The organism is Burkholderia sp. Se-20378, from assembly GCF_017104665.1.
Taxonomy (GTDB): Bacteria; Pseudomonadota; Gammaproteobacteria; order Burkholderiales; family Burkholderiaceae; genus Burkholderia; species Burkholderia lata.
Genome location: NZ_JAAGPG010000021.1, coordinates 1 through 26,844, shown reverse-complemented (window position 1 = coordinate 26,844; position 26,844 = coordinate 1). Strand labels below are relative to the sequence as shown.

Sequence of the window (26,844 nt, the reverse complement as noted above, 5' to 3'; positions counted from 1 at the left end):
TAGCGACTGACTCCTTCGCCGCCTCACGTGTGGCAATAAGGTAAGCCCTCTCGCTGCCCTTGACCAAATGCGACAATTCTTGCCCTTCCGGGGAAAGGGCCTTCACACCAATGACCACATTGAAGACAATTTCAAATACCTCAATATCGCCCCGAATAAATACTATCTGGCTCTCACCTCAACAAAAGAGACTCGACCTGCACATCAGCAACAAAGATTTCACAGCCCTTCGCTTCTCAATTCCCTGAAAATCTCTTTGATCAACCTAAATATGGAAAAATTGGATTCTTCGCGAGGATCACCGAGATTTTTTACCTTAAGCCATCCAGCATGTCGGCTACGTAAGCGAATATGGCGATCAATACCAGCCACTCCAGTCACGCTGCGCTCTATTTGAATCGCGAGTTTACACACCACATCAACACATTCATCGAGGCCCAATTCTGACGCCGAGTCACCCCATGCGTCAGCGACTTAATTCCTCTTCCGCAAGAGAGTTATTCACAATAACCCCTTCTCGAAACGATCATTCACACACACAATTTAATTCCGCAATAATGCGATAATCTCAACCACCATCTTCGCAACTTTTTTATTAGTCGGCAACTCGCTCATCGCCTCGCCCTCAATAGCATCGAGCAACACCTCAAAATTTTTCCTCGAAACACCCCGCCTCCATCTCAACAGGAAATCTAAAGAATTACCGGTATTCAATAAGTGGTTTACGGTTACGCAGATGGAATCCGGCACATCGCACATGACACCCACCAGATACCTATCCCATTCCGAGCTCGCGCCATCCCAGATTTTATTTATTTCACGCCAACTGATTTGACCAACTTCATTTGGATAAAATTCTTCACCTTGCACTGCGGAAATTGCATCTATCAAGGCATCTCCGATCTCAATCGAAAAGCCATCCGTGTGCAACCCTCTCAACCGAGCAGACACGCTACCAATAAGTGTTACCGCTGAGTCCAAGCCTTCCTCATGACCATCAAGAAGCGACTCAAAGGTATGCAACCTCAACACAGTGGCACCCGAGAAATCTTCCCCCGCGAACTTTCTCCAAAAAAACGCCTTATTTTTCTTGAGTTTTTCAGGAGAAAAATCCGCCTCCATATAGTAGTCGCGCGCACCGTTAAGAATGACGCCCACAGCCTCACGAGCGACGACCCTAAGCTTATCCCGATCCTCAGAACTCACCTCCGGGAACAGCACGCTCGAGTAGCAATCCGCACTTACCGCAAAAATCACATCATTAAAATCCACTATCTACCCTCCGGAGCAGTAGGAATGTCAGCATCAAATGCGACGGCCCGAACTTTACGGGGAAGCGGGAAAAATTCAGAGCACCCCCCTTCATCATAATCTTTGATATTCTGTCTAAGCCCACTTTGCAATTGTTGCGCCGCCCTTACATGCCCCTCATAAGTCCCCTTTCCAGCGAGAGCACCATAGTCTCGCTTATCGTCCATTTTCGGAGCGTAATCATAAAGTTTATACGTATCTTCCTTCAAATGATCGATTCGTTCCTGCAGCCCTCGACTACCGTCCGTTTTCTTTTGACCGAAAGCTTTAAGATACATTTTGGACAAAAGGAGCTTGCACTCCGTCCTGGTCAGGCAGTTGCAAGGCGTCAACCCCAGCGGATCAACCCACTCGACCGGGTTGGATGCATAGACATAGGCGTTGAACCCGCCTCGAAGCCCGATCGGATCCTTCGAGATAAATCTACCTGTGCCGGGATCGTAGTAGCGATTTCGGTTGTAATGTAACCCGGTCTCGTCGTCGATCAATTGACCCTGAAATCTCAGCGGATTCGTAGGCGCTATTCCCGTCGCCTTCGAGACCCGCGCAATTACTTCTCGAGCCTCGCCCCACGCCTTGTACGATGCCTCCCACACGACGTCACCATCGTCGTCGGTCAGAAACTGTGGCGTCCCGATATGGTCGCAGTGGTAATAAAACAGTTTCACCTCCGTCCGACGCTCAGGCACCTTTTGAAGCGGATCGTCCTCCGGCACATAGCGATCGGTACTCTGCCACATCGGGGTGGCAATTCCCTGCACCGGTTCTGCTACATACTGCGCTATCGGTACAAAGGACCCAGGCTCATAAATATAGTGTGTCCCACGCTCGCCATTGCTCTCGTACGCAAGCGTATCGCCATCCCAACCGAACACTGTTCGCTCACCATTCACCTCCTTCGCGATCCGGCGCCCGAATGCATCATAGAAATAGCGCGCCTGACTCTGCCGCGACGCCTCCGTAACACGCACCGCCAGCAAGCGATTGAATTCGTCCCACTCGTACTCCTGCTCCCCGACCGGCGTATGTTTGCGGATCAAATTCCCTCGTGCGTCGTACTCGAAGTGCGTCCCAGCATACGCCCTCAGCATATTGCCGAGCACCTTCGGCACCTCTGCCGGAAGCGTACTCTCCGGCCGCACGGGGCTGGGTCGCAAGACCGATGCCGATTGCTGTCGGCTGGGATCGATAAGATTACTCGCTGGATCAAATGCAAACCGCTCCTTCACGCCCGGGCTGATTGCCTCGATCAGCCGTCCGACCGGATCATATCGATAGTCAATCCCGCCCTTGCGACTATCCTCAATACTCGACAGTTGCCCCACCATGTCGTAGCGATATCGCCGCTCGGACAGCGCCCCCGGTGAGGTGATACGCTGAACCGTCTGCTGCAACACACGCCCCGCCGGGCTATACGCCGTACGCTGTACAACTTTGCTCGATAGCGTTCGCACCGTCTCCCGATGCAGGTCATCACGCTCGATCTGCACACGCTCCTCGCCATCCAGTAACATCCCATGCAAATGTCCTGAGCCGTAAAGCAACCAGTCGATCACATGCCCGTCCGGACGCACCGTCCGCCGCCGGTTGCCCAGTTCGTCGTACTCGTGATGCCAGATATGGCTGCGCTCTTCCTCAAACACGCTGTAGCCATGGTGTTCCCGCACAAGATTACCGACGGGATCGAAAAAGAACTGCACACGGCTATGACGGTTCGCGGCTTCAACCAGCTGCCCGGAAGCGTCGTACGCGAATCGCTCTTCACTCACGCCTGCAGCACGCCTCGTCAAGCGACCGTTCCCATCAGCCTCCATCGACAATACGCTGCCCGCTTCGGTGACTGTGAGAAGACTGCCACTTACCTGATCGTACTCGTAACGCGTCGACTTCCCGTCGAAGTCGATTTCATCAATCAACCTTCCGGCGGAATCGTGGTGAAACCGATACATCGCGAAGTTCGCATCCGTCAACGCAGCTAGGCGGCCGAGACGGTCATAACGATAGGCAAGCGTCTGTCCAAGTGCATCCACACGGCTCGCGATACGACCAACCGCGTCGTAACTGTATTGCGTCGAACGTTCAAGTTGATCGCTATGACGCAGCAGGCGCCCTTCGGCGTCGTAATGCATACGCTCGATACCCGACGGAGAGCGAATCTCGGCAAGCCGGCCGTTTGCACCGTAACTGTAGGAGATCGTCCCGCCTGCAGCATCCTTCGCTTCGACGACGCGACCGATTTCGTCGTACTGCCATTCGCTCTTTTTACCCGAGCAATCGGTATAGCTCGTTAGTTGACTGGCTTCGTTGTATTCGAGTGCCTTCGACCCACCCTTTGCATCGGTAATTTGCTCAGGCAGACCCTTATCGTTGTAGCTGTACTTTGTTGCGCGCTCGAGTGGATCCAACTCTTCAGCCAGATTGCCTACATCGTCGTACTTCCGTTGCCATGCATGCCCGTTCGGATCGACGAGACGAATCATTTGATCCTTATCGTCATATGCCATCTCAATGACGCTACCGTCTGGACGCTCATGCCGCGTTAGATTGCCTCGCGCATCGTAGTCCATACGCTCAATACTTCCGTCAAGCAGGATATGCAATACGGGGTTGTGATGCTCGTCGTGCCGAAACCATTCCTCGTTGCCATCCGGATAGGCGATTCGGTACACGCCACCGTGAATGTTGTAGTAGTACCGAGTCATCTGCCCGAGTGCATCGGTCACATAAGTCAGGCGAATGTTCGGATTCCAGGCGAGGCGAATGTCGAAGCTACCATCGTCAGCATATTCGCGCACACATTTCGCGTTCGTATTGTCACCCTCACTCGCACCTTGCCATTCGAGCGTCATCCCGCGACCAGTGCGGTCGGTGTAGCGGGTCACCAGATGCCGATGGTATTGATAGATCCTGGCGTTACCATGACGGTCGAACGCACGTATGAGATCTCCGTCAGCGTCGTACTCGTAGCGCGCAAGCGAACGACGCTCACCACCTCCGAGCACCTGCTCGATCTGTACGATCCTGCCATGCCTGTCATTCTCGAATGCAAGCACGTTGCCACTTGCATCAATCAGTCGCGCGAGGCGATCAAGCTCGTCATAGTCAAGCGTAATCGTGTTGCCCGCGCGATCCTTGTGCATCGCGAGGCGAAAGGCGTCACCACGGCGTTCGTAGACATACAACTCCTTGTGACTGTACGCGATTGTCAACCATGTATCGTCGAGGAGCGACAGCGTGAGATCTTCTGCCAGATCGTCGTACACCTCGCCAGCCGCAAGCGCCCGATACTTAATACCGCGTCCTTCTGCATCTCGATAAAGCCACTGACCATTCGAAACGTCGATGCGAGTCGTATAAGGCGTAATCCAACGTGCTCCCAGTTCACCATTGTCGTACGCCGAGAGTCGCGACTGGTACGTGCGCTCCCAGACGAGCGGTAAGGCGCCCGGCAGATCAAAATCCGTGTGCGAGAATCGTTCGTTACCGAATGCAAAATCGATCGACCCGATCGACGCCGCTTTCGCCGCCCCGATCACGCGCCCCTTACGACAGTTCCGTCCAGGCCACTCCGCTGGTGCCTGATCATGAGTCGCCTCCAGCCCTTCCTGTCCCCGCGTCTTCTTCGCCTGGCTCGTCCCTGCCGATTTGACCTCTGCGCTCTGCTCATGCAGCTTCGAACGCGCCTTCACCCGCCCGACCGCCTCGATCAGTTGCAAGACGAGCCACATCATCTTGCCTTCCTCGCTGCCGGCCAACGAACGAATCGACGACGCGACCTTCGGCGCCTCCGTCCGCAGAAACGTCACCGTGCTGCGAAACGGCTCGAGCCACGAGTCCGGTGCGAGCTTTGCTGCTGTTCCTACCGTCGCATTGCCGACGGTCTTGCCGAGCGCCTTGTAGCCTTCATACGCGAACTTGATCCCGTCACCCACCCGGCTCGCGCTATACCACGGCCGGTTGTCGCGCATCTTCTTCGCGAGTTGCTCCGCGCGCTTCAGGTTTCCGCTACTGTCGAAGAGCTGACCGTGCAGCGCTCGGTCCATCCCCGTCGCGATCGCTGTCATCAACTCTTCCGCCTTCAATGCGCAGCCGTCGAGCAGTTTGCCGAGTCCGACCTGCAACTTGTGCAAGAAGTCCTCGATCTCGGTCGCGCATGTCGCATTGATATGCGTGATCAGCACCGAAATGAGCGCCGCACCGAGATTGCTGCGTGTAATCAACAACTGATTACGTACGAGCGCGAGCAGCGGACGCGCCGACATCCGGAACGGTGCGAGCGTCGGCGGAATCGGAATGATGCCGATCAGGTTGATAGCGAGGCTCATGTAGTCGAGAACCTTCCCGCCTCGCTTCTGAATGATTTCGGCGATATCGCCAAGCGCATCGATCGCCGCCATGATGTTGCCGACGATCGGCACCGCGCCGGCCACCGTCTTCACGTCTTCGAAGGTCACGTGATTGCCGCTAATCTTGCGCAACCATGCGTCGAAGCGATTGCCGCCCTGCGCGACGTCCTTCGGCGAAATATCGCTGAGCCAGGTAACGGCCTGTTCCTTCTCAGCGCCCGGTGGAAGTTGTTGTGCCATGTCGTTCTTCGTTCAAATCGCGATTTGTTGTTCTAGACGGCTGATACGCCGCCCTCTCAGGATTTCAGCGGTCCGCCGAACCCACTGGTCGGCAGTTTCATACCAGTGGCACCGGCAGCCGATGCCACCGTCGTGGCGCCCTTGCCGGCGATCCCTGCAACACCCGGCAGCACACCCTGCAACGCTCCGGATGCCGCGTTCGCAGCAGGCGCGGCCAACGCCGCGAGCCCGCCCTGACGCGCGGCCTGCACCATCCCGGCCACCTGCTTCGCGGCGCTGCCCAGACTCGAAGCCGTCTGCAATGCAGACACCGCGCCTGCACCACCTAGCGCACCAGCCGCAGCCGGCAACGCAGAGCTTGCCAGTCCGCCCAGCGCCGCACCGGCACCACCTCCACTCGCCAGCCCCATCGCAGCCGTCGCCGCCGCAGGCGCCATCCCCTTCAACTGGCTGGCGAGCTGCCCGGTCGCCGCCGCCTGCGCGACCTCCGGCGACAGTGCGACCGGCTCCGCCGGCCACTTCGCTTCCTTGAAATAATTCGCCGGTTGATCCGACTCGCGCGGATCCTTCCCGAACTCGACGCGCACCGCCCCCGGTGGCAGCCCGCTCACAACCGTATACCCGCTGTTGTCGAGCGCCCCCTTCTTCAGCACGGCCCCGTTCACGTCTCTCACCGTGAACAACCCGCCCTTCACCGCCTCGCCGTTCACATACTTGTGAAACAACTCCAACTGCCCCGGCTGATCCGGCCTTGGACTCGGCAACGGATATCCCATGCTCGCCGGCCCCGCGAACGTATGCGACGCCCCCTTCACATCCACCGCCCCCGGCGTATGGATCTCGATGTTCCCGCCTTGAATGCGGATATACCCGCCACCGCTCGTCAGCAGAATCCCCTGATCGGCCGCGATCTCGATCCGGTCCGTCGCCGACACCACCTTCACCGCCTTCTGCGCGGTCACCTCGATGTTGTCCGACTGCGCCTGGATCTCGACCTTGCCCTTGCCCGCGAACAGCTTCATCCCCGCGTTCTGCACGAACAGACTCAGCTTCTGCCCGATGCTCCCGATCAGCGACTTGCCCGCCGCGACGTGCACGCTCTGCCCGCTCGCCACGTTCACGTGATCGTTCGCGACCACATGCACCGACTGCTGCGTCGACATCCCGATCCCTGACGGGCTGCCGAACAGCATCACCGGCTCCTTGAACGCGTTCGCGTTGCCCGTCCCGCCGTTCGCCGTGCGTCCGCCCGACGCGCTGCCCGATGCGCTGTCCTGCGTCGCATCCGTGAACGCGCGCATCGTGTCCTGCGCGTCCTTCATGCTTTCCGCCTGGTGCTGCTCGCTCACGCCCGACATCGCCTCGACGAGGCTTTCGCCCGTCACGAGCTGCTGTTGCGCTTCCTTCACGTCGAGCGGCTGGCTGTTCGCCGCCTTCGGATGCGTCGTCACGTACAGGCCCTGGCTCGCCCGCACCGCGCCGTATGCATCCGAGCGCAGGTCGAACCCGCTGCCGAGATACGACCCGCGCGAATTGCCGCTCTGGTCGATGATGTAGCCCAGATGCAGCAGGCTGTTCGCGCTGCTGCTCATCAGCTGCACGCGGTTCTGCCCGGTCGCGTCGTCCATCACGAGCTGGTTGTAGCCGCCGCCCGAATACTCCTTCGACCGATACCCGGAAAGAATCCCGTCGGTATGCCATTGCGGCTGGTTCGCGCCGTTGTACACGCGCCCGACCGCGAGCGGCCGGTCGCAGTCGCCGCCGACGTAGTCGATCAGCACTTCCTCGCCGATGCGCGGCACGTGCACGCCGCCGTAGCCGCCGCCCGTATCCGACTGCACGACGCGCACCCAGCACGATGCGTTCTCGTCGCCCGGGTTCATCCGGTCCCACACGAACTGCACGCGAATCCGGTTCAGGGTGTCGGTATAGACTTCCTCGCCCTGCGGCCCGACGACGATCGCCGTCTCGAGATGCATCTCCGGCTTGTGATGCTCGAACGGGCTGCGATACGGCACGCTCACGCGTTGCGCTTCGACTTCGACGAGATAGAAGCCGACGGAACCGTCATGGTGCGGCACGCGAAACGCGGGATCGGCGCCGTGGCCATCCTGCACCTGCGCCAACGCTTCGCGCAGACTATATGGAAAGTCCGCGGCGTCGCTTGCGACAGGCAGGTTGTTCTCGATCCACCACGCCACCTCGATCGCGGCAAACTCGCGCTGATCGGCTGGATCGCGGTCATGCACGGGATGATCGGCAAGCGTGAAGCGCCGGCCGGCATCGATCGCGCGCACACCGCCTGTGGCATGGAAACGCTTCGCCTGCGACTCCCACTCCTCCATCCTGACCTTCGTCAGATGGTCACCGCGCGTCTGGTCGAGATACGTGTAGGCGCCGGTGTATTCGTAGACTTCGAGCTGATCCGGCAACTCGCCCTGGCCGCCCATCGTCGGCAGCGACGTGCCTTTCGGGTTCGACGGCTGCGAAGGATTCTTGTAGTCGAACGTGCGCGTGGTGCGCGTCACGCTCTGCAGCATGCGCGTACCCGACCATTGCGTGAACGCGTCAGCTTCGCTGGCCGCGCCGCCGCGATAAAAGCGCACGGTTTCCGGCGACAGCGGCGCGAACGCCTGCAGGTTGTCGGTGATGACGAGCGTATGCGACTTGCCGTCGTCGGCCTGCTGCCATGCGCAGTAGAGCCCTTCGCTCTCCATCAGCCGATGCACGAAATGCCAGTCGGTGTCGTGCTGGCGCGTGTACGACCGGCTCGGCAGCGGCTTCGACAGCGCGAAGCGGAAATGCCCCTGTGCCTGCGGGTGCTTGTTCAGCACGTCGGAGATGATCTGGTCGACGGTCGTGTCGTTCCAGAGTCGTTGATCGCGACGGAACTTGAGGAAATGGGTGAAATCGGCGAACGCGAGCTGATAGGTCGTGAGCCCGCCATCGGCGCCCAATCGGCGCGCGGTATGCACGTACCCGTTGATCGGCCGGTAGCCGAGATCGCCCTGCTGGATCCACAACGTGACAGGCTGTGCGATCAGCTTTTTAAGCTCCACATTACTGTCGGTCGACAGCACGTCGAGCGTGAACTCGTACGCGCGCCCGATACGCGAGCGGCCGACCGCCCGCTGAACGGTCAGGACGTTGGCCCCCAATGGCGTATCGAGCTTCAACAACCGGTCCTGCTGAAGCAATCCGCCGCGCAATGCGGCGATTGTGTTCTGCATGTTCATGGCAACGGCCTTTCTTCTTCTGACGCGCCCTCGGATGGCGCAGTATTCGATTTCTTCCGCGCGATTTTACAGACAAATTACGGCACGATTTAAAAAAATGACCTGATTTAAAAGAACATTTTCTCGACAATCGAAACCAGTCAGCGCGGGTCAGGCAGGCCGATTGCACGCCGCCAACCGGCCGACGCGTGACGATTCCATCGGCTGTTTGTCGTCCGCAGCGCCCCATGAAATCGCTTTCAATCAGGGCCAATTCGACTTCCGGTGCGTCCCGGTTGCGAGTAGTGTCTACGTGCCTGTATTGCGGCCCGCCGCGCCCGGCGCTCCCCCACACCACGCTGACCACTGGAGATCTGCGATGAAACGTTCGAAGTTCCTGCTGTCGGGCCTGCTGCTCGCGTCGGCCCTCGGCTTCACGGCCGTCGCCGCGCACGCGGACGACCTGCTCGATTCGGTGAAGAAAGCCGGCGTGCTGCGCGTCGGCCTCGAAGGCACGTATCCGCCGTTCAACTCACGCGGCACGTCGGGGCAACTCGAGGGATTCGACGTCGACGTCGCGAACGCGGTCGCCGGCAAGCTCGGCGTGAAGACGCAGTTCGTCCCGACCGAATGGAGCGGCATCATCGCCGGCCTGCAGGCCGGCAAGTTCGACGTGATCGTCAACCAGGTCACGATCACGCCGCAGCGCAAGGAAGCGCTCGACTTCAGCGAGCCGTACACGTACTCGGCCGCGCAGCTGATCCAGCGCAAGGACGACACGCGCAACTTCAAGTCGCTCGACGACTTCAAGGGCAAGAAGCTCGGCGTGACGCTCGGCACCAACTATGACCAGATGGCGCGCACCGTGCCGGGCATCGAGGTGCAGACGTATCCGGGCGCGCCGGAGAAGCTGCGCGACCTCGCCGCGGGCCGGATCGAGGCGACGCTCGACGATCGTCTGATGCTGCCGTATATGATCAAGACGTCGAACCTGCCGCTGCGCGCGGGTGCGGTGCTGAACGGCGGCAAGCAGGAAATGGCGATCCCGTTCCGCAAGGGCAACCCGAAGTTCGAGAAGGCGATCAACGACGCGCTCGACTCACTGCACAAGGACGGCACGCTGAAGAAGATCTCGATGCACTGGTTCGGCAGCGACGTGACCGTGCCGGTCGCGCAGTAAGCGGCCCGGCGCTTCAACGCGTCACGCCCTTCGTCTCGATGAAGGCGTGACGCTTCCCCTCAAGCCGCTTCGTCGAAGCGCGCCAGCAGCATCTGGCCGATCGGTGTCAGCGCCGGGCGCGCGGCCACGGCATTCGTGCGCACCTGCGTATCGTCGACCAGCCGCTTCTCGACCAGCACGGCAAAGGCCGGATTCGACGGATCGACGCTGTCCGGCGCACGCGCAACGCGCAACAGCATCGAGAATTCATGCGGACTCAGCATGGTCCCTGTCTCCTGATCGTCCGCGGTCCGGTTCGAACCGTCGTCGATCGTATTTTCGAATGAAATGGCGCGATGCATGACCGCTGCGCCGCCGGGAGCGAGATCCCGGTCGGCCCCCGCCTGCGACGCGGGCACGTCGTCGCGAGCGGGTTGCGCACGTTCCCGATCCGGCGGTGCCGCCGCGACGGGAACGTGCAACGTTATGGGCGCGTCATGACGCGACCGTGACAGGAAAACGGGGCGCAAATCGGTGCGCGTCACACACGGTTTCGGTTCGGTGCCCCGACGATTGACGAAGACGGGCCGCATCGCTTGTCAGGCCGTCAGTTGCCCGCTCGCAAGCCGTTTCGCACCCTTCATCGCGGATCGACCGAATACGGGAAACTCCCATGCTTCGATCCGTTCGCATGGCGCATGCGGCGCACGACCACGTTCGGCGCGCGCCCGAGCGTCATCCCGACGAGCACGCCCCATACCGCGAACGACAGCATCACGAAGCCGCTCGTCGCCGCCCACGGCGCGTGCACGGCAACCGCGTAATGGATGCCGGTTTCGGCGACGAACGTCAGCATCAGCGTGACGAGCAGGCTCGCGTCGCCGGGCAGACGCAAGCGCGGGACGATGCGCTCGCACAGGCAGCGCAAGCGTGGGACGCCACACAGTTCCGCTGGCTAACGATAGGCGTGAAGGATGCAACGCGCCTCATATCGGTCGACGACGCGCTGTACTTCCAGGCTCCGGAGAAATACATGGAAGTCGTCACGGCCCGCAAACGGCTCGTGATTCGCACGCTGTTGAAGGACCTGATGCAACGGCTCGACCCGGAAGTAGTTCGCGCGAGTGCATCGCGGCGTGATCGTTGCGTACGCAGCGATCGATCGTGTCGAGCGCGATCTGTTGGGACGGTTGCGGATTCGCGTGCACGGGCAGCGGGAGATGCCGCCGGTCAGTCGTGCGTATGCGGGTTGTTCGGGGAGATGCGATGTTATCTGCCTCCATGCGCTGCCCCCTGAGGGATGACGCTACCGCCATGCCGTTCGCCGGCGCGCGGTTCAATTACAGGCGTCGAGCCCGAGCACACCCGTTCGCAGCATCACGCGTCCCTTGTTCTTGATGAACGACAGGCTGTATGCGCGAATGCGCTGCCCGGCCACGCACTGGGCACGGCTTGTATCGATCGAGTAATTGAATTCGGAAACGCACTGCCCGACGGGGAGCGTCGACGACGTACGCACGGCATCGGAGCTGTGGTCGTGTCCGGGATAGAACAGATATGCCGAGTCATGCGCGTTCTTGAACGACCCGAACACGTCCGGATGCTGTGCCAGGAATGTGGCAACAGCACGCGCCCGTGCCGGACCGCTCGTCATGGCCGCAAGCGACTGCGACAGTTCCGTGATGTTGGTCCCCAGCGAAAACGTCGGCGCCGCATACGTCGCGAAACCGTCCGGCGACGGGAATGTCGCCCAGAAGTTGCGATCCATCTCCTGGACTTCGGCTTGCGTCAGACAGTCTTGCGCCAACGGTCGGGAAAACGCGGCAGTACTACCACCTGCCAGTACCGAAACCAAGACGGTGAAGCACCACATCTTACCGATCTGCATTTTTCTTTTTCTGGGCAAAGGGAACGCGACCGCAGAAACGACGAAGGGCCGGGAGGAAAACCTCCCGGCCCTTCGTTCAATATGGTGCCGGCTGCAGGACTCGAACCCGCCACCTGATGATTACAAATCAACTGCTCTACCAGATGAGCTAAGCCGGCGTAGCGCGAGATTCTACCTCATTTCACGATCTTGAGGCGAGGTCTGCTGCCACCTTTTGAACCGTCGCCATCGCCGTCGGTTTTCGGCGGCTCGTCGGCGCCTTCGGAGGGTTCCTCGTTCGCGCCGCTGTCGGCAACCGGCGTCAACGCAGCAGGCGACTCGTCGCGCTGCGCATCATCCGTCTGCGCAGCTTCATCGTCGAACGCACCCGAATCCGCGCCTTCGCCCGCAACCGCATCGACCTGGAACGCCATGCCCTGCCCGTTCTCGCGCGCATAGATCGCAAGCACGTTGGCAACCGGAATCTCGATCTTGTGCGCCTTCCCGGAGAACCGGGCCGTGAACTCGATCCACTCGTTGCCCATCTGCAACTGGCTCGTCGCCTCGAAGCTGATGTTGAGCACGATCTCGCCGTCACGCACGAACTGACGCGGCACGCGCGTCGAGTTGTCGACCCTCACCGCGATATGCGGCGTGTAACCGTTATCGGTGCACCACTCGTACAGCGCGCGCAGCAGATAAGGCTTCGTTGAAATCTCTTGCATCACAATCCTCGAACCCGGAGCGGGGGCGCGGCACGCCGCGCCGCCCTCTCCGTCATGCACTCATTGCACCATCAACGACGCATGACCTTTTCGGACGGCGTCAGTGCTTCGATGTAGGCCGGACGGCTGAAGATCCGCTCGGCGTACTTCATCAGCGGCGCAGCGTTCTTCGACAGCTCGATGCCGTAGTGATCCAGACGCCACAGCAGCGGCGCGATCGCGACGTCGAGCATCGAGAATTCCTCGCCGAGCATGTACTTGTTCTTCACGAAGATCGGCGCGAGCTGCGTCAGGCGATCGCGGATCGCGAGGCGTGCCTTCTCGTGGTTCTTCTCTGCTGCCTTGCCCTTCTCGTTCTCGAGCGTGCTGACGTGGACGAACAGTTCCTTCTCGAAGTTGAGCAGGAACAGGCGTGCACGTGCGCGCTGCACGGGGTCGGCCGGCATCAGCTGCGGATGCGGGAAGCGCTCGTCGATGTACTCGTTGATGATGTTCGATTCGTACAGGATCAGGTCGCGCTCGACCAGGATCGGCACCTGACCGTACGGGTTCATCACCGAAATGTCTTCCGGCTTGTTGAACAGGTCGACGTCACGGATTTCGAAGTCCATGCCCTTCTCGAACAGCACCAGCCGGCAACGCTGGGAGAACGGGCAAGTTGTGCCGGAATACAGAACCATCATGTTTGCGTTTCCTCAAAAAAGCCGAGGGCCGGCACGCGGCGAACCCCTTCCGGGGTTCCACCTTGCGCCGGCCCCACGCCGGTCAGGCGTGATTACTTGATATCTTTCCAGTACGCGGCATTGAGCCGCCAGGCCAGGAAAGTCAGGACACCGAGAAAGATCAGCACCCATACGCCGAGGCGTTTTCGGGTCTGCTGAGCCGGCTCGGACATCCAGGTCATGTACGCCACCAGGTCGGCAACCGCAGAATCATAATCCACCGCGGACAATGTCCCCGGTGTGACCTGCTGGAAGCCGACGAGCGTATGGGCCTTCTCGCCCGTCTCCTCGTCCGTCTTGTCTTCGAATTTGGCAGTGCGCTGCCCCTGCAGTTGCCACAGTACATGGGGCATGCCGACGTTCTCGAACACCGCGTTGTTCCAGCCGCTCGGCCGCGTATCGTCGCGGTAGAAACTCCGCAGATACGTATACAGCCAGTCGCGGCCGCGCGCGCGCTCCTCGACCGACAGGTCGGGCGGCGAGGTGCCGAGCCAGTTCTTCGCGTCTTCGGGCCGCATCGCGACGGACATCGTGTTACCGACCTTGTCGGTCGTGAACAGGAGATTCTTTTCGATCTCCTTCTGGGATATGCCCAGATCCGTCAGACGGTTGTAGCGCATCAGGTTCGCGCTGTGGCAGTTCAGGCAATAGTTTACAAACAATTGCGCGCCGTGCTGAAGCGAAACGAGATTTTCCGTGTTATCGGGCGCCCGGTCGAGCGGAAAATTACCTTCCGCCCGAACCGCCGGCGCCACCAGCAGTGCGCACGCCGTCGCCCCGATCAGCGCGAGTGTCGAAAGCAGTTTCTTCATGTCGTTCTCTCCTCGCTCACGTTAATGGGGCTTGAAGCGCACCCGCTCCGGCGGCTGCTTGAACGTGCCAAGCGGCGTCCAGACGGGCATGCCGAGGAAGAACGCGAAGTAGATCAGCGCACAGGCCTGCGCGATCAGTGTCGAGGCCGGGGATGGCGGCCGCGTGCCGAGGAACCCGAGGGTCAGGAACGCCACGACGAAGATCCCGAGGAACACCTTGTGGAACAGCGGCCGGTAGCGGATCGACTTCACCGGGCTGCGGTCGAGCCACGGCAGGAAGAACAGCGTGATCACCGCCGAACCCATCACGACAACACCCCAGAACTTCGACTCCGTCAGGTACATGAACACGACGATCGCCGCGGCCAGCACCGGCAGGCCAACCTTCCACTTGCCGCGCGCGCGGATCAGCGCGAGCACGCCAAGCAGCGCAATCACGATCATCAGCACGATCTTGAACGGGTCGGTGGTCGCACGCAGCATCGCGTAGAACGCGGTGAAGTACCACACCGGCGCGATCTCGGGCGGCGTCTGCAGCGGGTTCGCCGGGACGAAGTTGTTCGCCTCGAGGAAGTAGCCGCCCATCTCCGGCGAGAAGAACACGATCAGCGCGAACACCATCAGGAACCCGCACACGCCGAGGAAATCGTGCACCGAGTAGTACGGGTGGAACGGGATGCCGTCGAGCGGAACGCCGTTCTCGTCCTTCTTCGCCTTGATCTCGATGCCGTCCGGGTTGTTCGAGCCCACTTCGTGCAGCGCGACGAGGTGCGCGATCACGAGGCCGACCAGCACGAGCGGAATCGCGATCACGTGGAACGCGAAGAAGCGGTTCAGCGTGACGTCCGACACGACGTAGTCGCCGCGAATCCACAGCGACAGGTCAGGGCCGACGAACGGGATCGCCGAGAACAGGTTCACGATCACCTGTGCGCCCCAGAACGACATCTGGCCCCACGGCAGCAGGTAGCCGAAGAACGCCTCGGCCATCAGGCACAGGAAGATCGCGCAGCCGAAGATCCACACGAGTTCGCGCGGCTTGCGGTACGACCCGTAAAGCAGCCCGCGGAACATGTGCAGATAAACGACCACGAAGAACATCGACGCGCCCGTGGAGTGCATGTAGCGGATCAGCCAGCCCCACGGCACCTCGCGCATGATGTACTCGACCGACGCGAACGCGAGCGTCGAGTCGGGCTTGTAGTTCATCGTCAGGAAAATGCCCGTGACGATCTGGTTGACGAGCACCAGCAGCGCGAGGGAGCCGAAGAAGTACCAGAAGTTGAAGTTCTTCGGCGCGTAGTACTCGGAAACGTGCTTCTTCCAGGTGGACGTGAGCGGGAAGCGCTGATCGATCCAGCCGGTGAGACCTGTCGTGGAGACTTCCTTGTTGTCGGCCATCACGCTTCTCCTTTCTCGTCCTTGCCGATCACGAGGGTCGTTGCCGACGTGAACATGTAGGGCGGGATGTCGAGATTCTGAGGCGCCGGTTTGTTCTTGAACACACGGCCGGCGAGGTCGTAGGTCGAACCATGGCACGGGCAGAGGAAACCGCCCGGCCAGTCGTCCGGCAGGTTCGGCTGCGGACCCGGCGTGAAGCGTTGGCTTGGCGTGCAGCCGAGGTGCGTACACACGGCCATCACGACGAGAATGTTCTTGCGATCGGCCCGCGAGCGATATTCGTTCGCGCAATACGCGGGCAACGGCATCGTATAGGGCTTTTCGGTGGTCGGATCGGCCACTTCCTTGTCGGCCTTGACCACGTCGGCCAGCATCGCATCGGTGCGGTTCAGGATCCACACCGGCTTGCCGCGCCACGGCACGGTCACCATTTCACCGGGCTTCAGCCCGCTGATGTCGACTTCGACCGGTGCACCGGCCGCTTTCGCTTTCGCGGACGGCGCAAGCGACGCCGCGAAAGGTATGACGGTGGCTACGCCTCCCACGCCACCTGCTACGGATGTCGCAATCAGCCAGGTACGGCGGCCGCTGTCGACGCGTTTCTCTTCCTTGTCTCGCATCACACGCCCCACTTCTGAGTTGGATTTTCCGTCACGACTTTCCATTCCGCCGCTAGTTTGCTCGAATGGAGCCGCCATTTACAAGGCCCGGAGATGAAAATCCCTTCGAAGTGATTGATAGTCAAGGGTTTTCCCCCACTATCGGAGCGATTAAATCATTTCGCTTTTAAGCATCCGCTACATTGCGGAATTTCGATGCGCTGCCGCAAATCCGGCATTCAGACCGGGTTATGGATATCGATAAAAAGGTGTTCGATATCGAATTCTTCGGACAAGTGGGCGCCAAGTGCCTGGATTCCGTAGCGCTCGGTCGCATGGTGCCCTGCCGCAACGAACGCGACGCCGCTCTCGGCGGCCGTGTGCGTCACGTATTCGGACACCTCGCCGGTCAGGAACACATCCGCCCCGGCCTCGATCGCCGCGTCGAAATAGCTTTGCGCGGCGCCCGTGCACCACGCGATGCGGCGCAGCTGCATGTCCAGATCGCCGAGCACGAGCGGTGTGCGGCCGAGCGTGCGCTCGACCTTCGCAACGAAGTGCTCGAGCGTGACGGGCATCGGCAGCGTCGCCATCCAGCCGAGGTCGCCTTCGCCGAAACGCTGCTCGCCGATCAGGCCGAGCCGCTCGCCGAGCTGCGCGTTGTTGCCGAATTCGGGATGCGCGTCGAGCGGCAGGTGGAACGCGAACAGGTTCAGGTCGTTCGCGAGCAGCAGCTTCAGGCGCTGGTACTTGCGGCCGGTGATCTGCGGCGGCTCGTTGCGCCAGAAATAGCCGTGATGGACGAGCACGGCATCTGCCCCCCATTCGAGCGCGGCTTCGAGAAACGCGACCGACGCCGTCACGCCGGTGGCGATCTTCTCGATCTTGCGGCGCCCCTCGACCTGGAGGCCATTCGGGCAATAGTCCTTGAAGCGCGCGGTTTCAAGGGTATTGTTCAAGTACAATTCAAGTTCGATCCGATCCATATAAACCTCTAATCCATTCAGATGCTTAGACGCTTCTGGCTGTTCTTCGCGCAGGCGGTTACCGTGCTGCTCGCGCTGATGTTCATCGTCGTGACGCTCAAGCCGCAATGGCTGCAACGGCAAGGACAGCTCGGCAAGCAGCTCGCCACGCCGATCGTTGCGCTGCGGGAAGTCGCGCCGGGCATCGGCGGTGCGCCGGCGACCACGTCGTACGCCGAAGCCGCGCAGAAGGCGATGCCGGCCGTCGTCAACGTCTTCTCCAGCAAGGACGGCTCGCTGCCGCCCGACCCCCGCGCGAAAGATCCGCTGTTCCGCTACTTCTTCGGCGACCGCAACGCCCGCAAGCAGCAGGACGAACCGGCCGCCAACCTCGGCTCGGGCGTTATCGTGAGCCCTGAAGGTTACATTCTAACGAACCAGCACGTCGTGGACGGCGCCGACCAGATCGAAGTCGCGCTCGCCGACGGCCGCACGGCCACCGCGAAGGTAATCGGCAGCGATCCCGAAACCGATCTCGCCGTGCTCAAGATCAACATGACGAACCTGCCGACGATCACGCTCGGCCGCTCCGACCAGTCGCGGGTCGGCGACGTCGTACTCGCGATCGGCAACCCGTTCGGCGTCGGCCAGACGGTCACGATGGGGATCATCAGCGCGCTCGGCCGCAATCACCTCGGCATCAACACGTTCGAGAATTTCATCCAGACCGATGCGCCGATCAATCCCGGCAACTCGGGCGGCGCGCTGGTCGACGTGAACGGCAACCTGCTCGGCATCAACACGGCGATCTACTCGCGCTCGGGCGGCTCGCTCGGCATCGGCTTCGCGATCCCCGTATCGACCGCGCGCACGGTGCTGGAGAGCATCATCACGTCCGGCTCGGTCACGCGCGGCTGGATCGGCGTCGAACCGCAGGACGTCACGCCGGAGATCGCCGAGTCGTTCGGGCTGACCCAGAAATCGGGCGCGATCGTCGCCGGCGTGCTGCAGGGCGGCCCGGCCGACAAGGCCGGCATCAAGCCGGGCGACATCCTGGTCTCGGTCAACGGCGACGAGATCACCGACACCACGAAGCTGCTGAACACCGTCGCGCAGATCAAGCCCGGCACGCCGACCAAGGTGCACGTCGTGCGCAAGGGCAAGGAGTTCGACGTGAACGTGGTGATCGGCAAGCGCCCGCCGCCGCCGAAGCAGACGCTCGACGAGCAGGACAGCGATACCGAGTAACGTCAGGCGAGCGGCGCGCAGCCGCATGTCGGGAACCGTCGGAAACGAAAAAGGGCAGCCGGTTGGCTGCCCTTTTGCTTTGCATCGAAAGATCATCTTGTTGCCGGGAGGATGGCCTCGCCATCCGCTTTCCGACCAACTACGCCATTAGGCTTTGCTCAAGCCTGGCGCCGGAAGCCCGGCCGCCGCGCACCGCCCGGTGCACTGCCATCAACTGGCGGCTTCGCCGTTCTCCGCCTCGCCTTCCTCGGCCGGCTTCTTCGGCACGAAGAACCGCGCGGCCAGCAGCCCGATCTCGAACAGCACGACCAGCGGGAGCGCGAGCATCAGTTGCGAGAACACGTCCGGCGGCGTGACGACCGCCGCGACGACGAACGCGCCGACGATCACGTACGGCCGCATCTCTTTCAGCTTCTTCAGCGACAGCACGCCCATCCGGACGAGCAGCACGACGACGATCGGCACCTCGAACGTGACCCCGAACGCGATGAACATCCCGAGCACGAAGCTCAGGTAGTTGTCGATGTCGGTTGTCATTTCCGCCCCGAGCGGCGCGTTGTAGTGCGCCATCACGCGGAAGATCGTCGGGAACACGAGGAAGTACGCGAACGCCATCCCGCACAGGAACAGCAGGTAGCTGCTGCCGACGAGCGGCGCGACGAGCTTCTTCTCGTGCTGGTACAGCCCCGGCGCGACGAACGCCCAGATCTGGTACAGCACGATCGGCAGCGCGATCACGAGCGCGACGAGCATCGTGACCTTCATCGGCACGAAGAACGAGCCGGTGACGTCGGTGACGATCATCTTGCCGTCCTTCGGCAGATTCTCCATCAGCGGCCGCGCGAGCAGCCGGAAGATGTCGGGCGCCCAGTAGACGAGCCCGAGGAACACGACGATCACGGCCGCGCCCGCGCGAATGATGCGATCGCGAAGCTCGACGAGATGGGAAATGAAGGTTTCTTCCGGGGCGTCGCCCGGGTTCTGCTGGGGGTCGCTCACGCCGGCCCTCGGTAGGATTGACGAGCGAGCATGCGCTCGCTCAGAAGAAGCGCGTCGGCCGGCGCAGGCTGGCCGGCTGGTGGCGCGCGACACGCGCGGCGCCCGACTGCACGTGCGTACGGCGGGTGGTCGCGCGCTTGTACCAGGCAGGCGCAGCCGCCTGCTTGACGCGCCAGTTGCGTCGCTTCGGCGCGAGCGCGGCCGAACTGCCGCGCCACGACGACGCGGCGGAGGTGCCGGAACCGGTCGAACCGGCGTCGCCCGCCGCTTCGTTAAGACCACCGACCGCGGAATGCCACGTGTCGTTCAGTTCCTTCTCGTGCTCACGCAGATTGTCGTGAATCGTCGTTTCGACATTGCGCGCGGCCGCCTCGAAATCGGTCTTCATCGTCCGCAGTGCGTCGAGTTCGATTTCGCGCGAGACCTCGGCCTTCACGTCGTTGATGTACCGCTGCGCACGGCCGAACAGCGCGCCTGCCGTACGCGCGACGCGCGGCAAGCGCTCGGGGCCGAGCACCACGAGCGCGACGACGCCGATCAGCGCCATCTTCGAAAGACCGAGATCCAGCATCGCGAATGCCTGTCAGCGTGCCGGCTTTACGCCTTGTTCGAGTCGGAACGCGTCGTTTCCTTCGCGTTGACGTCGACCGAGCCCGAACGCGGCAGTTGCTGCGCGTCCGCCGGTGCTTCACCGTCCTTCATGCCGTCCTTGAAACCCTTCACGGCGCTGCCGAGATCGTTACCGATGTTGCGCAGCTTCTTCGTACCGAAAACCAGCGCGACGATCAGCAGCACGATCAGCCAGTGCCAAATGCTCAATCCACCCATGATGAAACCTCTCCTCAACCACGCCGCTACGCGGCGCAAATCGCCGGCAACGCGCCGGCTTCGACTATCGATGCGGGGAAACCCCCGCGCCGTCAACCCATCCGCTGCCAGGGGCGCGGGCCGGCCAGGATATGTGCGTGCAGGTGGTAGACCTCCTGCCCGCCGCCCGGGCCCGTATTGATCACCGTACGGAAACCGGTTTCGCCACCCGTATACGCGACGCCGAGCTGGCTGGCCAGGCGCGAGACGAGCAGCATCAACCGGCCGAGCATCGGTGCATCGGCGTCGCTCGCCGCCGACAGCGTCGGCAGATGCTGGCGCGGAATCACGAGCACGTGCGTCTCGGCCGCCGGGCGGATGTCGCGGAACGCGACGAATTCGTCGTCCTCGTGCACCTTCGTGCTCGGGATCTCGCCTGCCGCGATCTTGCAGAACAGGCAATTCGGATCGTGACTCATGTTGCTCCTGCAGACGCCCGCCCGTGGCCGGTCAGAACCAGGCCTGCGGATCGAGCGGCTTGTTGTCGTTCAGGTACAGCCAACCCTTGATGATACGGTACAGCGTCCAGATCCATGTGACAAACATCACTGCGAATCCGACCACCACGAACATCAGCGCGAACCCGATCACGTACGCGATCAGCGCGCGCCAGAACGTGCGGATCTGCCACTCGAAGTGAGCCGCATACGGCGTGCCGGCCACATCGTCGCGCTTCACGTAGTTGATGATGATCGCGATGATGCCCGTGACGCCGCCCGTCAGCCAATGAAACGCATAGAGGCCGTAGAGCACGTGAGTCAGCGTGCGCAGCCCGTTCAGGCGCTCGGCGTCCGCGGCCCCCGGCACCGACGGCGGCGGAAACTGGCTTGGCGTATCGGTCATGATGCTACCCCCGTTAGATGACAATTCTTACAGCTTACCGCACTGTGGCCATCCCGCGACAAGGGCCTGTCACCCGCCGTTTTCCTCGCGCTCGCGACGCTTGCGCAAGGCCTTCTCTTCGATACCCGACAGCCCTTCGCGGCGCTCGAGCTCGGCGATCACGTCGGCCGGGCTCAGGTCGAAATGCGACAGCATCACGAGGCAGTGGAACCACAGGTCGGCCACCTCGCCGACGAGCGCGGTCGGCGCGCCGCCCTGGCGCACGTCCTTCGCGGCCAGCACGACTTCCGTCGCCTCTTCGCCGATCTTCTTCAGCACCGCGTCGTCGCCCTTGTGGAACAGGCGCGATACGTACGATTGATCGGGATCGCCGCCCTTGCGGCTATCGATCACGGCCGCGAGGCGCAGCAGCGTGTCTTCGGTCGATTGCGTCATTTGTAGATGTGTTCGGGATCTTTCAGCACCGGTTCGACCGCAACCCAGTCGCCGTTGTCGACGGTGCCTTCGAATTTCTGGAAGAAGCACGAATGCCGGCCGGTGTGGCACGCGATGCCCGACACCTGCTCGACCTTCAGCAGCACGACGTCCTCGTCGCAATCGAGCCGCACCTCGTGCACGTGCTGCACGTGGCCCGACTCCTCGCCCTTGAACCACAGGCGCTTGCGCGAACGCGAATAGTAGACCGCGCGCTGCGTCTCGATCGTCTTCGCCAGTGCCTCGCGGTTCATCCACGCGAACATCAGCACGTCGTTCGTCGACGCTTCCTGCGCGATCACCGGCACGAGGCCGTTGTCGTCCCAGCGGACCTTGTCGAGCCACGCGGGCAATGCATTCGTTTCCGTATTCATCACAGCCTCACCGGGATGCCCTGGTCGGCCATGAAGCGCTTCGCCTCGCCAACCGTATGCTCGCCGTAGTGGAAGATACTTGCGGCCAGCACCGCGTCGGCGCGGCCGTCCTTGATGCCGTCGGCCAGGTGCTGCAGCGAGCCGACCCCGCCCGATGCGATCACCGGCACCGGCACCGCATCCGACACGCCGCGCGTGAGCGCGAGGTCGAAGCCCGACTTGGTGCCGTCGCGGTCCATGCTCGTGAGCAGGATCTCGCCCGCGCCAAGCTCGGCCATCTTGCGCGCCCATTCGATCGCGTCGAGGCCCGTGTTCTTCCGGCCGCCGTGCGTGAAGACTTCCCAGCGCGGCGTCTCGCCATCGGCCGACACGCGCTTCGCGTCGATCGCGACGACGATGCACTGCGAGCCGTACTTGTCGGCTGCGTCGCGCACGAGCTGCGGGTTCGCGACCGCCGACGAATTCATGCTGACCTTGTCCGCACCCGCGTTCAGCAGGCGCCGCACGTCCTCGACGGCGCGCACGCCGCCGCCGACGGTCAGCGGAATGAACACCTGCGACGCAACGGCTTCGATGATCGGCAGGATCAGGTCGCGCTGGTCGGACGTCGCGGTGATGTCGAGGAACGTCAGTTCGTCGGCGCCCTGGTCGTCATAGCGGCGGGCGATCTCTACGGGGTCGCCGGCGTCGCGCAGCTCGACGAAGTTGACGCCCTTGACGACACGCCCGGCAGTCACGTCCAGGCAGGGGATGATGCGTTTAGCTAGAGCCATGATGTTGCGCCAAATGCCGCGATGGGACGGCCGGTTACGGAAAGCCTCGCGCGAGGCTTCCGGTCGGGGCCGCCCGCAGGCAGCCCCGGCGAGCGGGACAACCGCGCTTACGCGTTGTCGAGTTCGCCGTTCAGTTCGTCCGCGCGCTTTTGCGCGGCCGCGAAATCGAGATCGCCGGAGTAGATCGCACGGCCGCAGATCACGCCTTCGACGCCGTGCTCTTCCACTTCGCACAGGTTCTCGATGTCCGTGAGGTTCGACAGGCCGCCGCTGGCGATCACCGGGATGCCGACCGCCTGCGCGAGCTTCACGGTCGCCTCGATGTTGATGCCCTGCAGCATCCCGTCGCGGCCGATGTCCGTGTAGACGATCGATTCGACGCCGTAGTCCTCGAACTTCTTCGCGAGATCGATCACTTCGTGGCCCGTCAGCTTGCTCCAGCCGTCGGTCGCGACCTTGCCGTCCTTCGCGTCCAGCCCGACGATGATGCTGCCGGCGAACGCGGTGCACGCGTCCTGCAGGAAGCCCGGATCCTTCACGGCCGCCGTGCCGATGATCACGTAGGACAGGCCCGCGTCGAGATACTTCTCGATCGTCTCGAGGCTGCGGATGCCGCCGCCGAGCTGTACGGGGATTTCATCGCCGACTTCGTCGAGGATCGCTTCGATCGCCTCGAGATTCTTCGGCTTGCCGGCGAACGCGCCGTTCAGGTCGACGAGATGGAGCCGCCGGGCGCCGAGATCGACCCACTTGCGGGCCATCGCCGCCGGGTCCTCGGAGAAAATCGTAGCCTGGTCCATATCGCCCTGTTTGAGGCGCACACACTGACCGTCTTTGAGATCGATGGCCGGAATCAGCAACATAGCAATCGGGTGTCGTCGTGGAAAAAGAAAATAATCCGGCGCGTACCGGCCAATCCGGTACCGCGCCGTCTCGCTAGTTTAGTACAACTCTTTCGGCGCTTAGGCGCGCGAGCCCCATGCGACAGGCCTTTCCGGCCCGCCGACTGTGGCACGCACGCGACGTTCACGGCTTCCAGTGTACGAAGTTGCGATACAGACGCAACCCGACCTCCGCGCTTTTCTCGGGGTGGAATTGGGTCGCGAAGAGATTATCCCGCGCGACCGCGGACGTAAACGGCGCACCGTAAGCCGTTTCGCCCACCGTATGAGCCGGGTTGTCCGGCGTTACGTAATAGCTGTGCACGAAGTAGAAATACGCGTCGTCGGGCACGCCGTCCCACAGCGGGTGCGGCTGCGACTGGCGCACGCGGTTCCAGCCCATCTGCGGCACCTTGAAGCGCGAGCCGTCGTCCTGCAGGCGGCCGTCGAGCTCGAAACGCACGACCTTGCCGGGCAACAGGCCGAGGCCCTTCGTGTCACCTTCCGCGCTCCAGTCGAACAGCATCTGCTCGCCGACACACACGCCAAGCAGCGGCTTCGTGCGCGAGGCCTCGATCACGGCCTCCTGCAGGCCCGATTCGCCGAGGGAGCGCATGCAGTCGGGCATCGCACCCTGGCCGGGCAGCACGACACGGTCGGCCGCGCGGATCGCGGCCGGCGTGTCGACGATCGCCACGTCGGCGGCCGGTTCGGCCTTCCTGAGCGCCTGCGCGACCGAGCGCAGGTTGCCCATCCCATAATCCACAATCGCAATCGAAGTTTTCATCTCAGTGCAGGCAGTAGCGCCCTCAGTCCATTGACGATGAATTCCACCGCCAGCGCCGACAGCATCAGACCCATCAGCCGCGTGGCGATGTTGATGCCCGTGCGGCCGATCCAGTTCGCGATCGGCTCGGCGAGCCGCATCGCGACGAAACACAGAAAAGCCAGGACCGCGCCGATCGCGACCAGCCCGGCCCGCTCATACCAGTGATGCGAGTTCGCCGCATAGATGATCACCGTGCTGATCGAGCCGGGGCCCGTGAGCAGCGGAATCGCCAGCGGCACGACCGCGATGTTGTCCTTCAGCTCGGCCTCGTGGCGCTCCTCCGGCGTCGATCGCGTGTTGCCGATCTGCGCGTTCAGCATGTTGATCGCCATCAGCAGCATGATGATCCCGCCGCCCACTTCGAGCGACCCGACCGAAATGCCGAAGAAGTTGATGATCTGCTGCCCGAGCAGCGTCGTCACCGTGATCACGCAGAACACCGACACCGACGCGATCCGGATCGTGCGCCGCCGCTCGGCATCCGTCTGCTGCGCCGTCAGGCTCAGGAAGAACGGCACCGCACCGACCGGATTGATCAGCGCAAGCAGCGAAATGAACGATTTGAGCAGATCCATCGCAAGCCGGCGCCGCGCGCCGAAGCCGTGAGGTTGTCCTTGACGCTCCGTCCGGTCAGTTCAGGTTCAGAGACTGCCCTTCGTCGACGGGATCTGCCCCGCCGCACGCTCGTCCAGCTCCACCGCCGCGCGCAGCGCACGGCCGAAGGCCTTGAACACCGTTTCGAGCTGATGGTGCGCGTTGATCCCGCGCAGGTTGTCGATGTGCAGCGTGACGCCCGCGTGGTTCACGAAACCGCGGAAGAATTCGATCGACAGGTCGACGTCGAACGTGCCGATCCGCGCCCGCGTGAACGGCACGTGGAATTCGAGGCCCGGCCGGCCCGAGAAGTCGATCACGACGCGCGACAGCGCCTCGTCGAGCGGCACGTACGAATGGCCGTAGCGGCGGATGCCCTTGCGGTCGCCGATCGCCTTCGCGACGGCCTGCCCGAGCGTGATGCCGACATCCTCGACCGTGTGGTGGTCGTCGATGTGCGTATCGCCATGCGCTTCAACCTCGAGATCGACCAGACCGTGTCGAGCGATCTGGTCGAGCATATGGTCGAGGAACGGCACGCCGGTAGCCAGCTTCTGCTGGCCCGTGCCGTCGAGATTGAGCTTCACACGGATCTGCGTTTCGCTGGTATTGCGAACGACTTCCGCCACACGCATGGCAATTCCTTGACTGAGTCGATGTAAATGGGGATTGATCGTTTCGCGCTGCGGCGCCCAGAGGCTCAACCGGGCAGCGCGAGTTTCAAAGCGGCCAGCAGGCGCGCGTTTTCGTCGGGAGAACCGACGGTCAGCCGCACGCATTCAGCCAGCAACGGATGCATTTTACTCACGTTTTTGACCAACACCCGCTCGGTAAGCAGCGCGTCGAACACGGCAGCCGCGTCCGGCACGCGCACCAGCAGGAAATTGCCGGCGCTCGGGAACACCTTCGTGCCCGGCAGCGCGGCCACTTCCTGTGCGAGACGCGTGCGTTCCGCACGCAGGTCGGCCGCCTGCGCATCGAGCACGTCGAGGTGGTCGAGCAGGAAATCGGCGGTCGCCTGGGTCAGCACGTTGATGTTGTACGGCGGGCGCACCTTGTCGAATTCGGTCAGCCACGCGGGCGAACCGACCAGATAGCCGAGACGGATGCCCGCGAGGCCGAGCTTCGACACCGTGCGCATCACGACGACGTTGTCGAATTCGGCGGCGCGCGGCAGCCACGAGCGAACGGCGAACGGCTGGTACGCCTCGTCGATCACGACCAGGCTGTGCCGCGCGGCCGCGACGATCCGTTCAATGTCGGCATCGTCGTACAGCGTGCCGGTCGGGTTGTTCGGGTACGCGAGATAGACGATCGCCGGACGATGCTCGGCGATCGCCGCGAGCATCGCGTCGACGTCGAGCGTCAGGTCGGCCTTCAGCGGCACGCCGACGAATTCGAGCTGCGCGAGCTTCGCGGACAGTTCGTACATCACGAAGCCCGGCACCGGCGCGAGCACCTTCGCGCCCGGCTTCGCACAGGCCATCGACATCATGCTGATGATTTCGTCCGAGCCGTTGCCGAGCAGCACGTCGCAGCCGGCCGGCACGCCCATCGCGTGGCGCAGCTTGTCGAGCAGCGCGGCCGGGCGCGGCGCCGG

The 26,844-nt window shown here is 62.3% G+C and carries 26 protein-coding genes, 1 tRNA gene and 2 pseudogenes; 3 read left to right on the top strand and 26 right to left on the bottom strand.

What is annotated here, in order from left to right; translation table 11 throughout:
- Nucleotides 1-543 precede the first annotated feature (543 nt).
- From G3N93_RS05070 to G3N93_RS05060, 3 genes are read right to left on the bottom strand one after another with little or no spacing between them, the layout of a single operon-like run.
- Nucleotides 544-1,272: a hypothetical protein gene (locus G3N93_RS05070; RefSeq protein WP_206132414.1), complete on the bottom strand. Its 729-nt coding sequence runs from the start codon at nt 1,270-1,272 to the stop codon at nt 544-546.
- Nucleotides 1,272-5,897 (bottom strand): RHS repeat-associated core domain-containing protein, encoded by a 4,626-nt coding sequence (locus G3N93_RS05065; protein WP_241026402.1) that lies wholly within the window; start codon nt 5,895-5,897, stop codon nt 1,272-1,274. Before G3N93_RS05065 ends, G3N93_RS05070 begins: the two co-directional genes overlap by 1 nt.
- A gap of 56 nt (nt 5,898-5,953) precedes the next feature.
- A complete protein-coding gene (locus G3N93_RS05060; RefSeq protein WP_206132413.1) occupies nt 5,954-9,133 on the bottom strand; it encodes a type VI secretion system Vgr family protein in 3,180 nt (1,059 codons plus the stop codon).
- Between the two features lie 358 nt (nt 9,134-9,491).
- On the opposite strand from G3N93_RS05060, the gene G3N93_RS05055 reads away from it, so the two are divergent.
- Nucleotides 9,492-10,292, top strand: coding sequence for a transporter substrate-binding domain-containing protein (locus G3N93_RS05055; protein WP_174939780.1), 801 nt, complete (start codon nt 9,492-9,494; stop codon nt 10,290-10,292).
- A gap of 59 nt (nt 10,293-10,351) precedes the next feature.
- Here the strand turns inward: G3N93_RS05055 and G3N93_RS05050 are convergent, their stop codons facing one another.
- Nucleotides 10,352-10,555: a hypothetical protein gene (locus G3N93_RS05050; RefSeq protein WP_206132412.1), complete on the bottom strand. Its 204-nt coding sequence runs from the start codon at nt 10,553-10,555 to the stop codon at nt 10,352-10,354.
- Between the two features lie 356 nt (nt 10,556-10,911).
- Nucleotides 10,912-11,202, bottom strand: a pseudogene (locus G3N93_RS05045) (hypothetical protein); the annotation flags it as partial.
- Between the two features lie 9 nt (nt 11,203-11,211).
- Here G3N93_RS05045 and G3N93_RS42210 point away from each other — a divergent pair.
- A pseudogene (locus G3N93_RS42210) lies at nt 11,212-11,575 on the top strand (LytTR family DNA-binding domain-containing protein); the annotation flags it as partial.
- Between the two features lie 32 nt (nt 11,576-11,607).
- Here G3N93_RS42210 and G3N93_RS05035 read toward each other — a convergent pair.
- From G3N93_RS05035 to G3N93_RS05000, 8 genes are all read right to left on the bottom strand, one after another.
- On the bottom strand, nt 11,608-12,159 hold the full coding sequence (locus G3N93_RS05035) for a hypothetical protein (RefSeq protein WP_206132411.1): 552 nt from the start codon (nt 12,157-12,159) through the stop codon (nt 11,608-11,610).
- 82 nt (nt 12,160-12,241) lie between these two features.
- Nucleotides 12,242-12,317: transfer RNA gene (locus G3N93_RS05030), tRNA-Thr, on the bottom strand.
- A gap of 18 nt (nt 12,318-12,335) precedes the next feature.
- Nucleotides 12,336-12,863 carry a ClpXP protease specificity-enhancing factor gene (locus G3N93_RS05025; protein ID WP_089424346.1) on the bottom strand — a complete coding sequence of 176 codons (528 nt, stop codon included), beginning with the start codon at nt 12,861-12,863 and terminating at the stop codon, nt 12,336-12,338.
- A gap of 71 nt (nt 12,864-12,934) precedes the next feature.
- Nucleotides 12,935-13,546, bottom strand: a complete 612-nt coding sequence (locus tag G3N93_RS05020) for a glutathione S-transferase N-terminal domain-containing protein (protein ID WP_006400565.1) — start codon at nt 13,544-13,546, stop codon at nt 12,935-12,937.
- A gap of 92 nt (nt 13,547-13,638) precedes the next feature.
- On the bottom strand, nt 13,639-14,397 hold the full coding sequence (locus G3N93_RS05015) for a cytochrome c1 (protein ID WP_011350743.1): 759 nt from the start codon (nt 14,395-14,397) through the stop codon (nt 13,639-13,641).
- Nucleotides 14,398-14,418: 21 nt separating this feature from the next.
- Nucleotides 14,419-15,801, bottom strand: a complete 1,383-nt coding sequence (locus tag G3N93_RS05010; protein WP_174984376.1) for a cytochrome bc complex cytochrome b subunit — start codon at nt 15,799-15,801, stop codon at nt 14,419-14,421.
- Nucleotides 15,798-16,418 (bottom strand): ubiquinol-cytochrome c reductase iron-sulfur subunit, encoded by a 621-nt coding sequence (gene petA, locus G3N93_RS05005; RefSeq protein WP_011350741.1) that lies wholly within the window; start codon nt 16,416-16,418, stop codon nt 15,798-15,800. Before petA ends, G3N93_RS05010 begins: the two co-directional genes overlap by 4 nt.
- 218 nt (nt 16,419-16,636) lie before the next feature.
- Complete coding sequence (locus G3N93_RS05000) at nt 16,637-17,383, bottom strand: Nif3-like dinuclear metal center hexameric protein (RefSeq protein ID WP_206121718.1); 747 nt, start codon at nt 17,381-17,383, stop codon at nt 16,637-16,639.
- A 21-nt stretch (nt 17,384-17,404) separates the two neighbouring features.
- Here G3N93_RS05000 and G3N93_RS04995 point away from each other — a divergent pair, with 21 nt between their 5' ends.
- Nucleotides 17,405-18,610: a Do family serine endopeptidase gene (locus tag G3N93_RS04995; protein WP_174939786.1), complete on the top strand. Its 1,206-nt coding sequence runs from the start codon at nt 17,405-17,407 to the stop codon at nt 18,608-18,610.
- 210 nt (nt 18,611-18,820) lie between these two features.
- Here the strand turns inward: G3N93_RS04995 and tatC are convergent, their stop codons facing one another.
- The 13 genes from tatC to hisC form a co-directional block, all read right to left on the bottom strand.
- Nucleotides 18,821-19,609: a twin-arginine translocase subunit TatC gene (tatC, locus tag G3N93_RS04990; protein ID WP_046544799.1), complete on the bottom strand. Its 789-nt coding sequence runs from the start codon at nt 19,607-19,609 to the stop codon at nt 18,821-18,823.
- Nucleotides 19,610-19,649: 40 nt separating this feature from the next.
- Entirely contained in the window at nt 19,650-20,180 is a 531-nt protein-coding gene (tatB, locus tag G3N93_RS04985) for a Sec-independent protein translocase protein TatB (RefSeq protein WP_174939788.1), read from the bottom strand.
- 26 nt (nt 20,181-20,206) lie between these two features.
- Nucleotides 20,207-20,437: a Sec-independent protein translocase subunit TatA gene (gene tatA / locus G3N93_RS04980; protein WP_021161850.1), complete on the bottom strand. Its 231-nt coding sequence runs from the start codon at nt 20,435-20,437 to the stop codon at nt 20,207-20,209.
- A gap of 92 nt (nt 20,438-20,529) precedes the next feature.
- Complete coding sequence (locus tag G3N93_RS04975) at nt 20,530-20,895, bottom strand: histidine triad nucleotide-binding protein (RefSeq protein ID WP_046544797.1); 366 nt, start codon at nt 20,893-20,895, stop codon at nt 20,530-20,532.
- Between the two features lie 31 nt (nt 20,896-20,926).
- Nucleotides 20,927-21,319, bottom strand: a complete 393-nt coding sequence (locus tag G3N93_RS04970) for a DUF4870 domain-containing protein (protein ID WP_046544796.1) — start codon at nt 21,317-21,319, stop codon at nt 20,927-20,929.
- A 69-nt stretch (nt 21,320-21,388) separates the two neighbouring features.
- Nucleotides 21,389-21,754 (bottom strand): phosphoribosyl-ATP diphosphatase, encoded by a 366-nt coding sequence (locus G3N93_RS04965; RefSeq protein ID WP_006485344.1) that lies wholly within the window; start codon nt 21,752-21,754, stop codon nt 21,389-21,391.
- Nucleotides 21,751-22,167 carry a phosphoribosyl-AMP cyclohydrolase gene (hisI, locus tag G3N93_RS04960; protein WP_011350733.1) on the bottom strand — a complete coding sequence of 139 codons (417 nt, stop codon included), beginning with the start codon at nt 22,165-22,167 and terminating at the stop codon, nt 21,751-21,753. The genes G3N93_RS04965 and hisI overlap by 4 nt, the downstream gene beginning before the upstream one ends.
- Nucleotides 22,167-22,940 carry an imidazole glycerol phosphate synthase subunit HisF gene (gene hisF / locus G3N93_RS04955; protein WP_011350732.1) on the bottom strand — a complete coding sequence of 258 codons (774 nt, stop codon included), beginning with the start codon at nt 22,938-22,940 and terminating at the stop codon, nt 22,167-22,169. Before hisF ends, hisI begins: the two co-directional genes overlap by 1 nt.
- Before the next feature lie 107 nt (nt 22,941-23,047).
- Entirely contained in the window at nt 23,048-23,803 is a 756-nt protein-coding gene (hisA, locus tag G3N93_RS04950) for a 1-(5-phosphoribosyl)-5-[(5-phosphoribosylamino)methylideneamino]imidazole-4-carboxamide isomerase (RefSeq protein ID WP_122944235.1), read from the bottom strand.
- Nucleotides 23,804-23,966: 163 nt separating this feature from the next.
- A complete protein-coding gene (gene hisH / locus G3N93_RS04945) occupies nt 23,967-24,608 on the bottom strand; it encodes an imidazole glycerol phosphate synthase subunit HisH (protein ID WP_174984366.1) in 642 nt (213 codons plus the stop codon).
- Nucleotides 24,605-25,225, bottom strand: a complete 621-nt coding sequence (locus G3N93_RS04940; RefSeq protein ID WP_011350729.1) for a YchE family NAAT transporter — start codon at nt 25,223-25,225, stop codon at nt 24,605-24,607. The genes hisH and G3N93_RS04940 overlap by 4 nt, the downstream gene beginning before the upstream one ends.
- Before the next feature lie 66 nt (nt 25,226-25,291).
- Nucleotides 25,292-25,879 carry an imidazoleglycerol-phosphate dehydratase HisB gene (hisB, locus tag G3N93_RS04935; RefSeq protein WP_011350728.1) on the bottom strand — a complete coding sequence of 196 codons (588 nt, stop codon included), beginning with the start codon at nt 25,877-25,879 and terminating at the stop codon, nt 25,292-25,294.
- A 65-nt stretch (nt 25,880-25,944) separates the two neighbouring features.
- Nucleotides 25,945-26,844, bottom strand: a 900-nt coding sequence (hisC, locus tag G3N93_RS04930) for a histidinol-phosphate transaminase (protein WP_206132410.1), incomplete at its 5' end; no start/stop codon positions are given.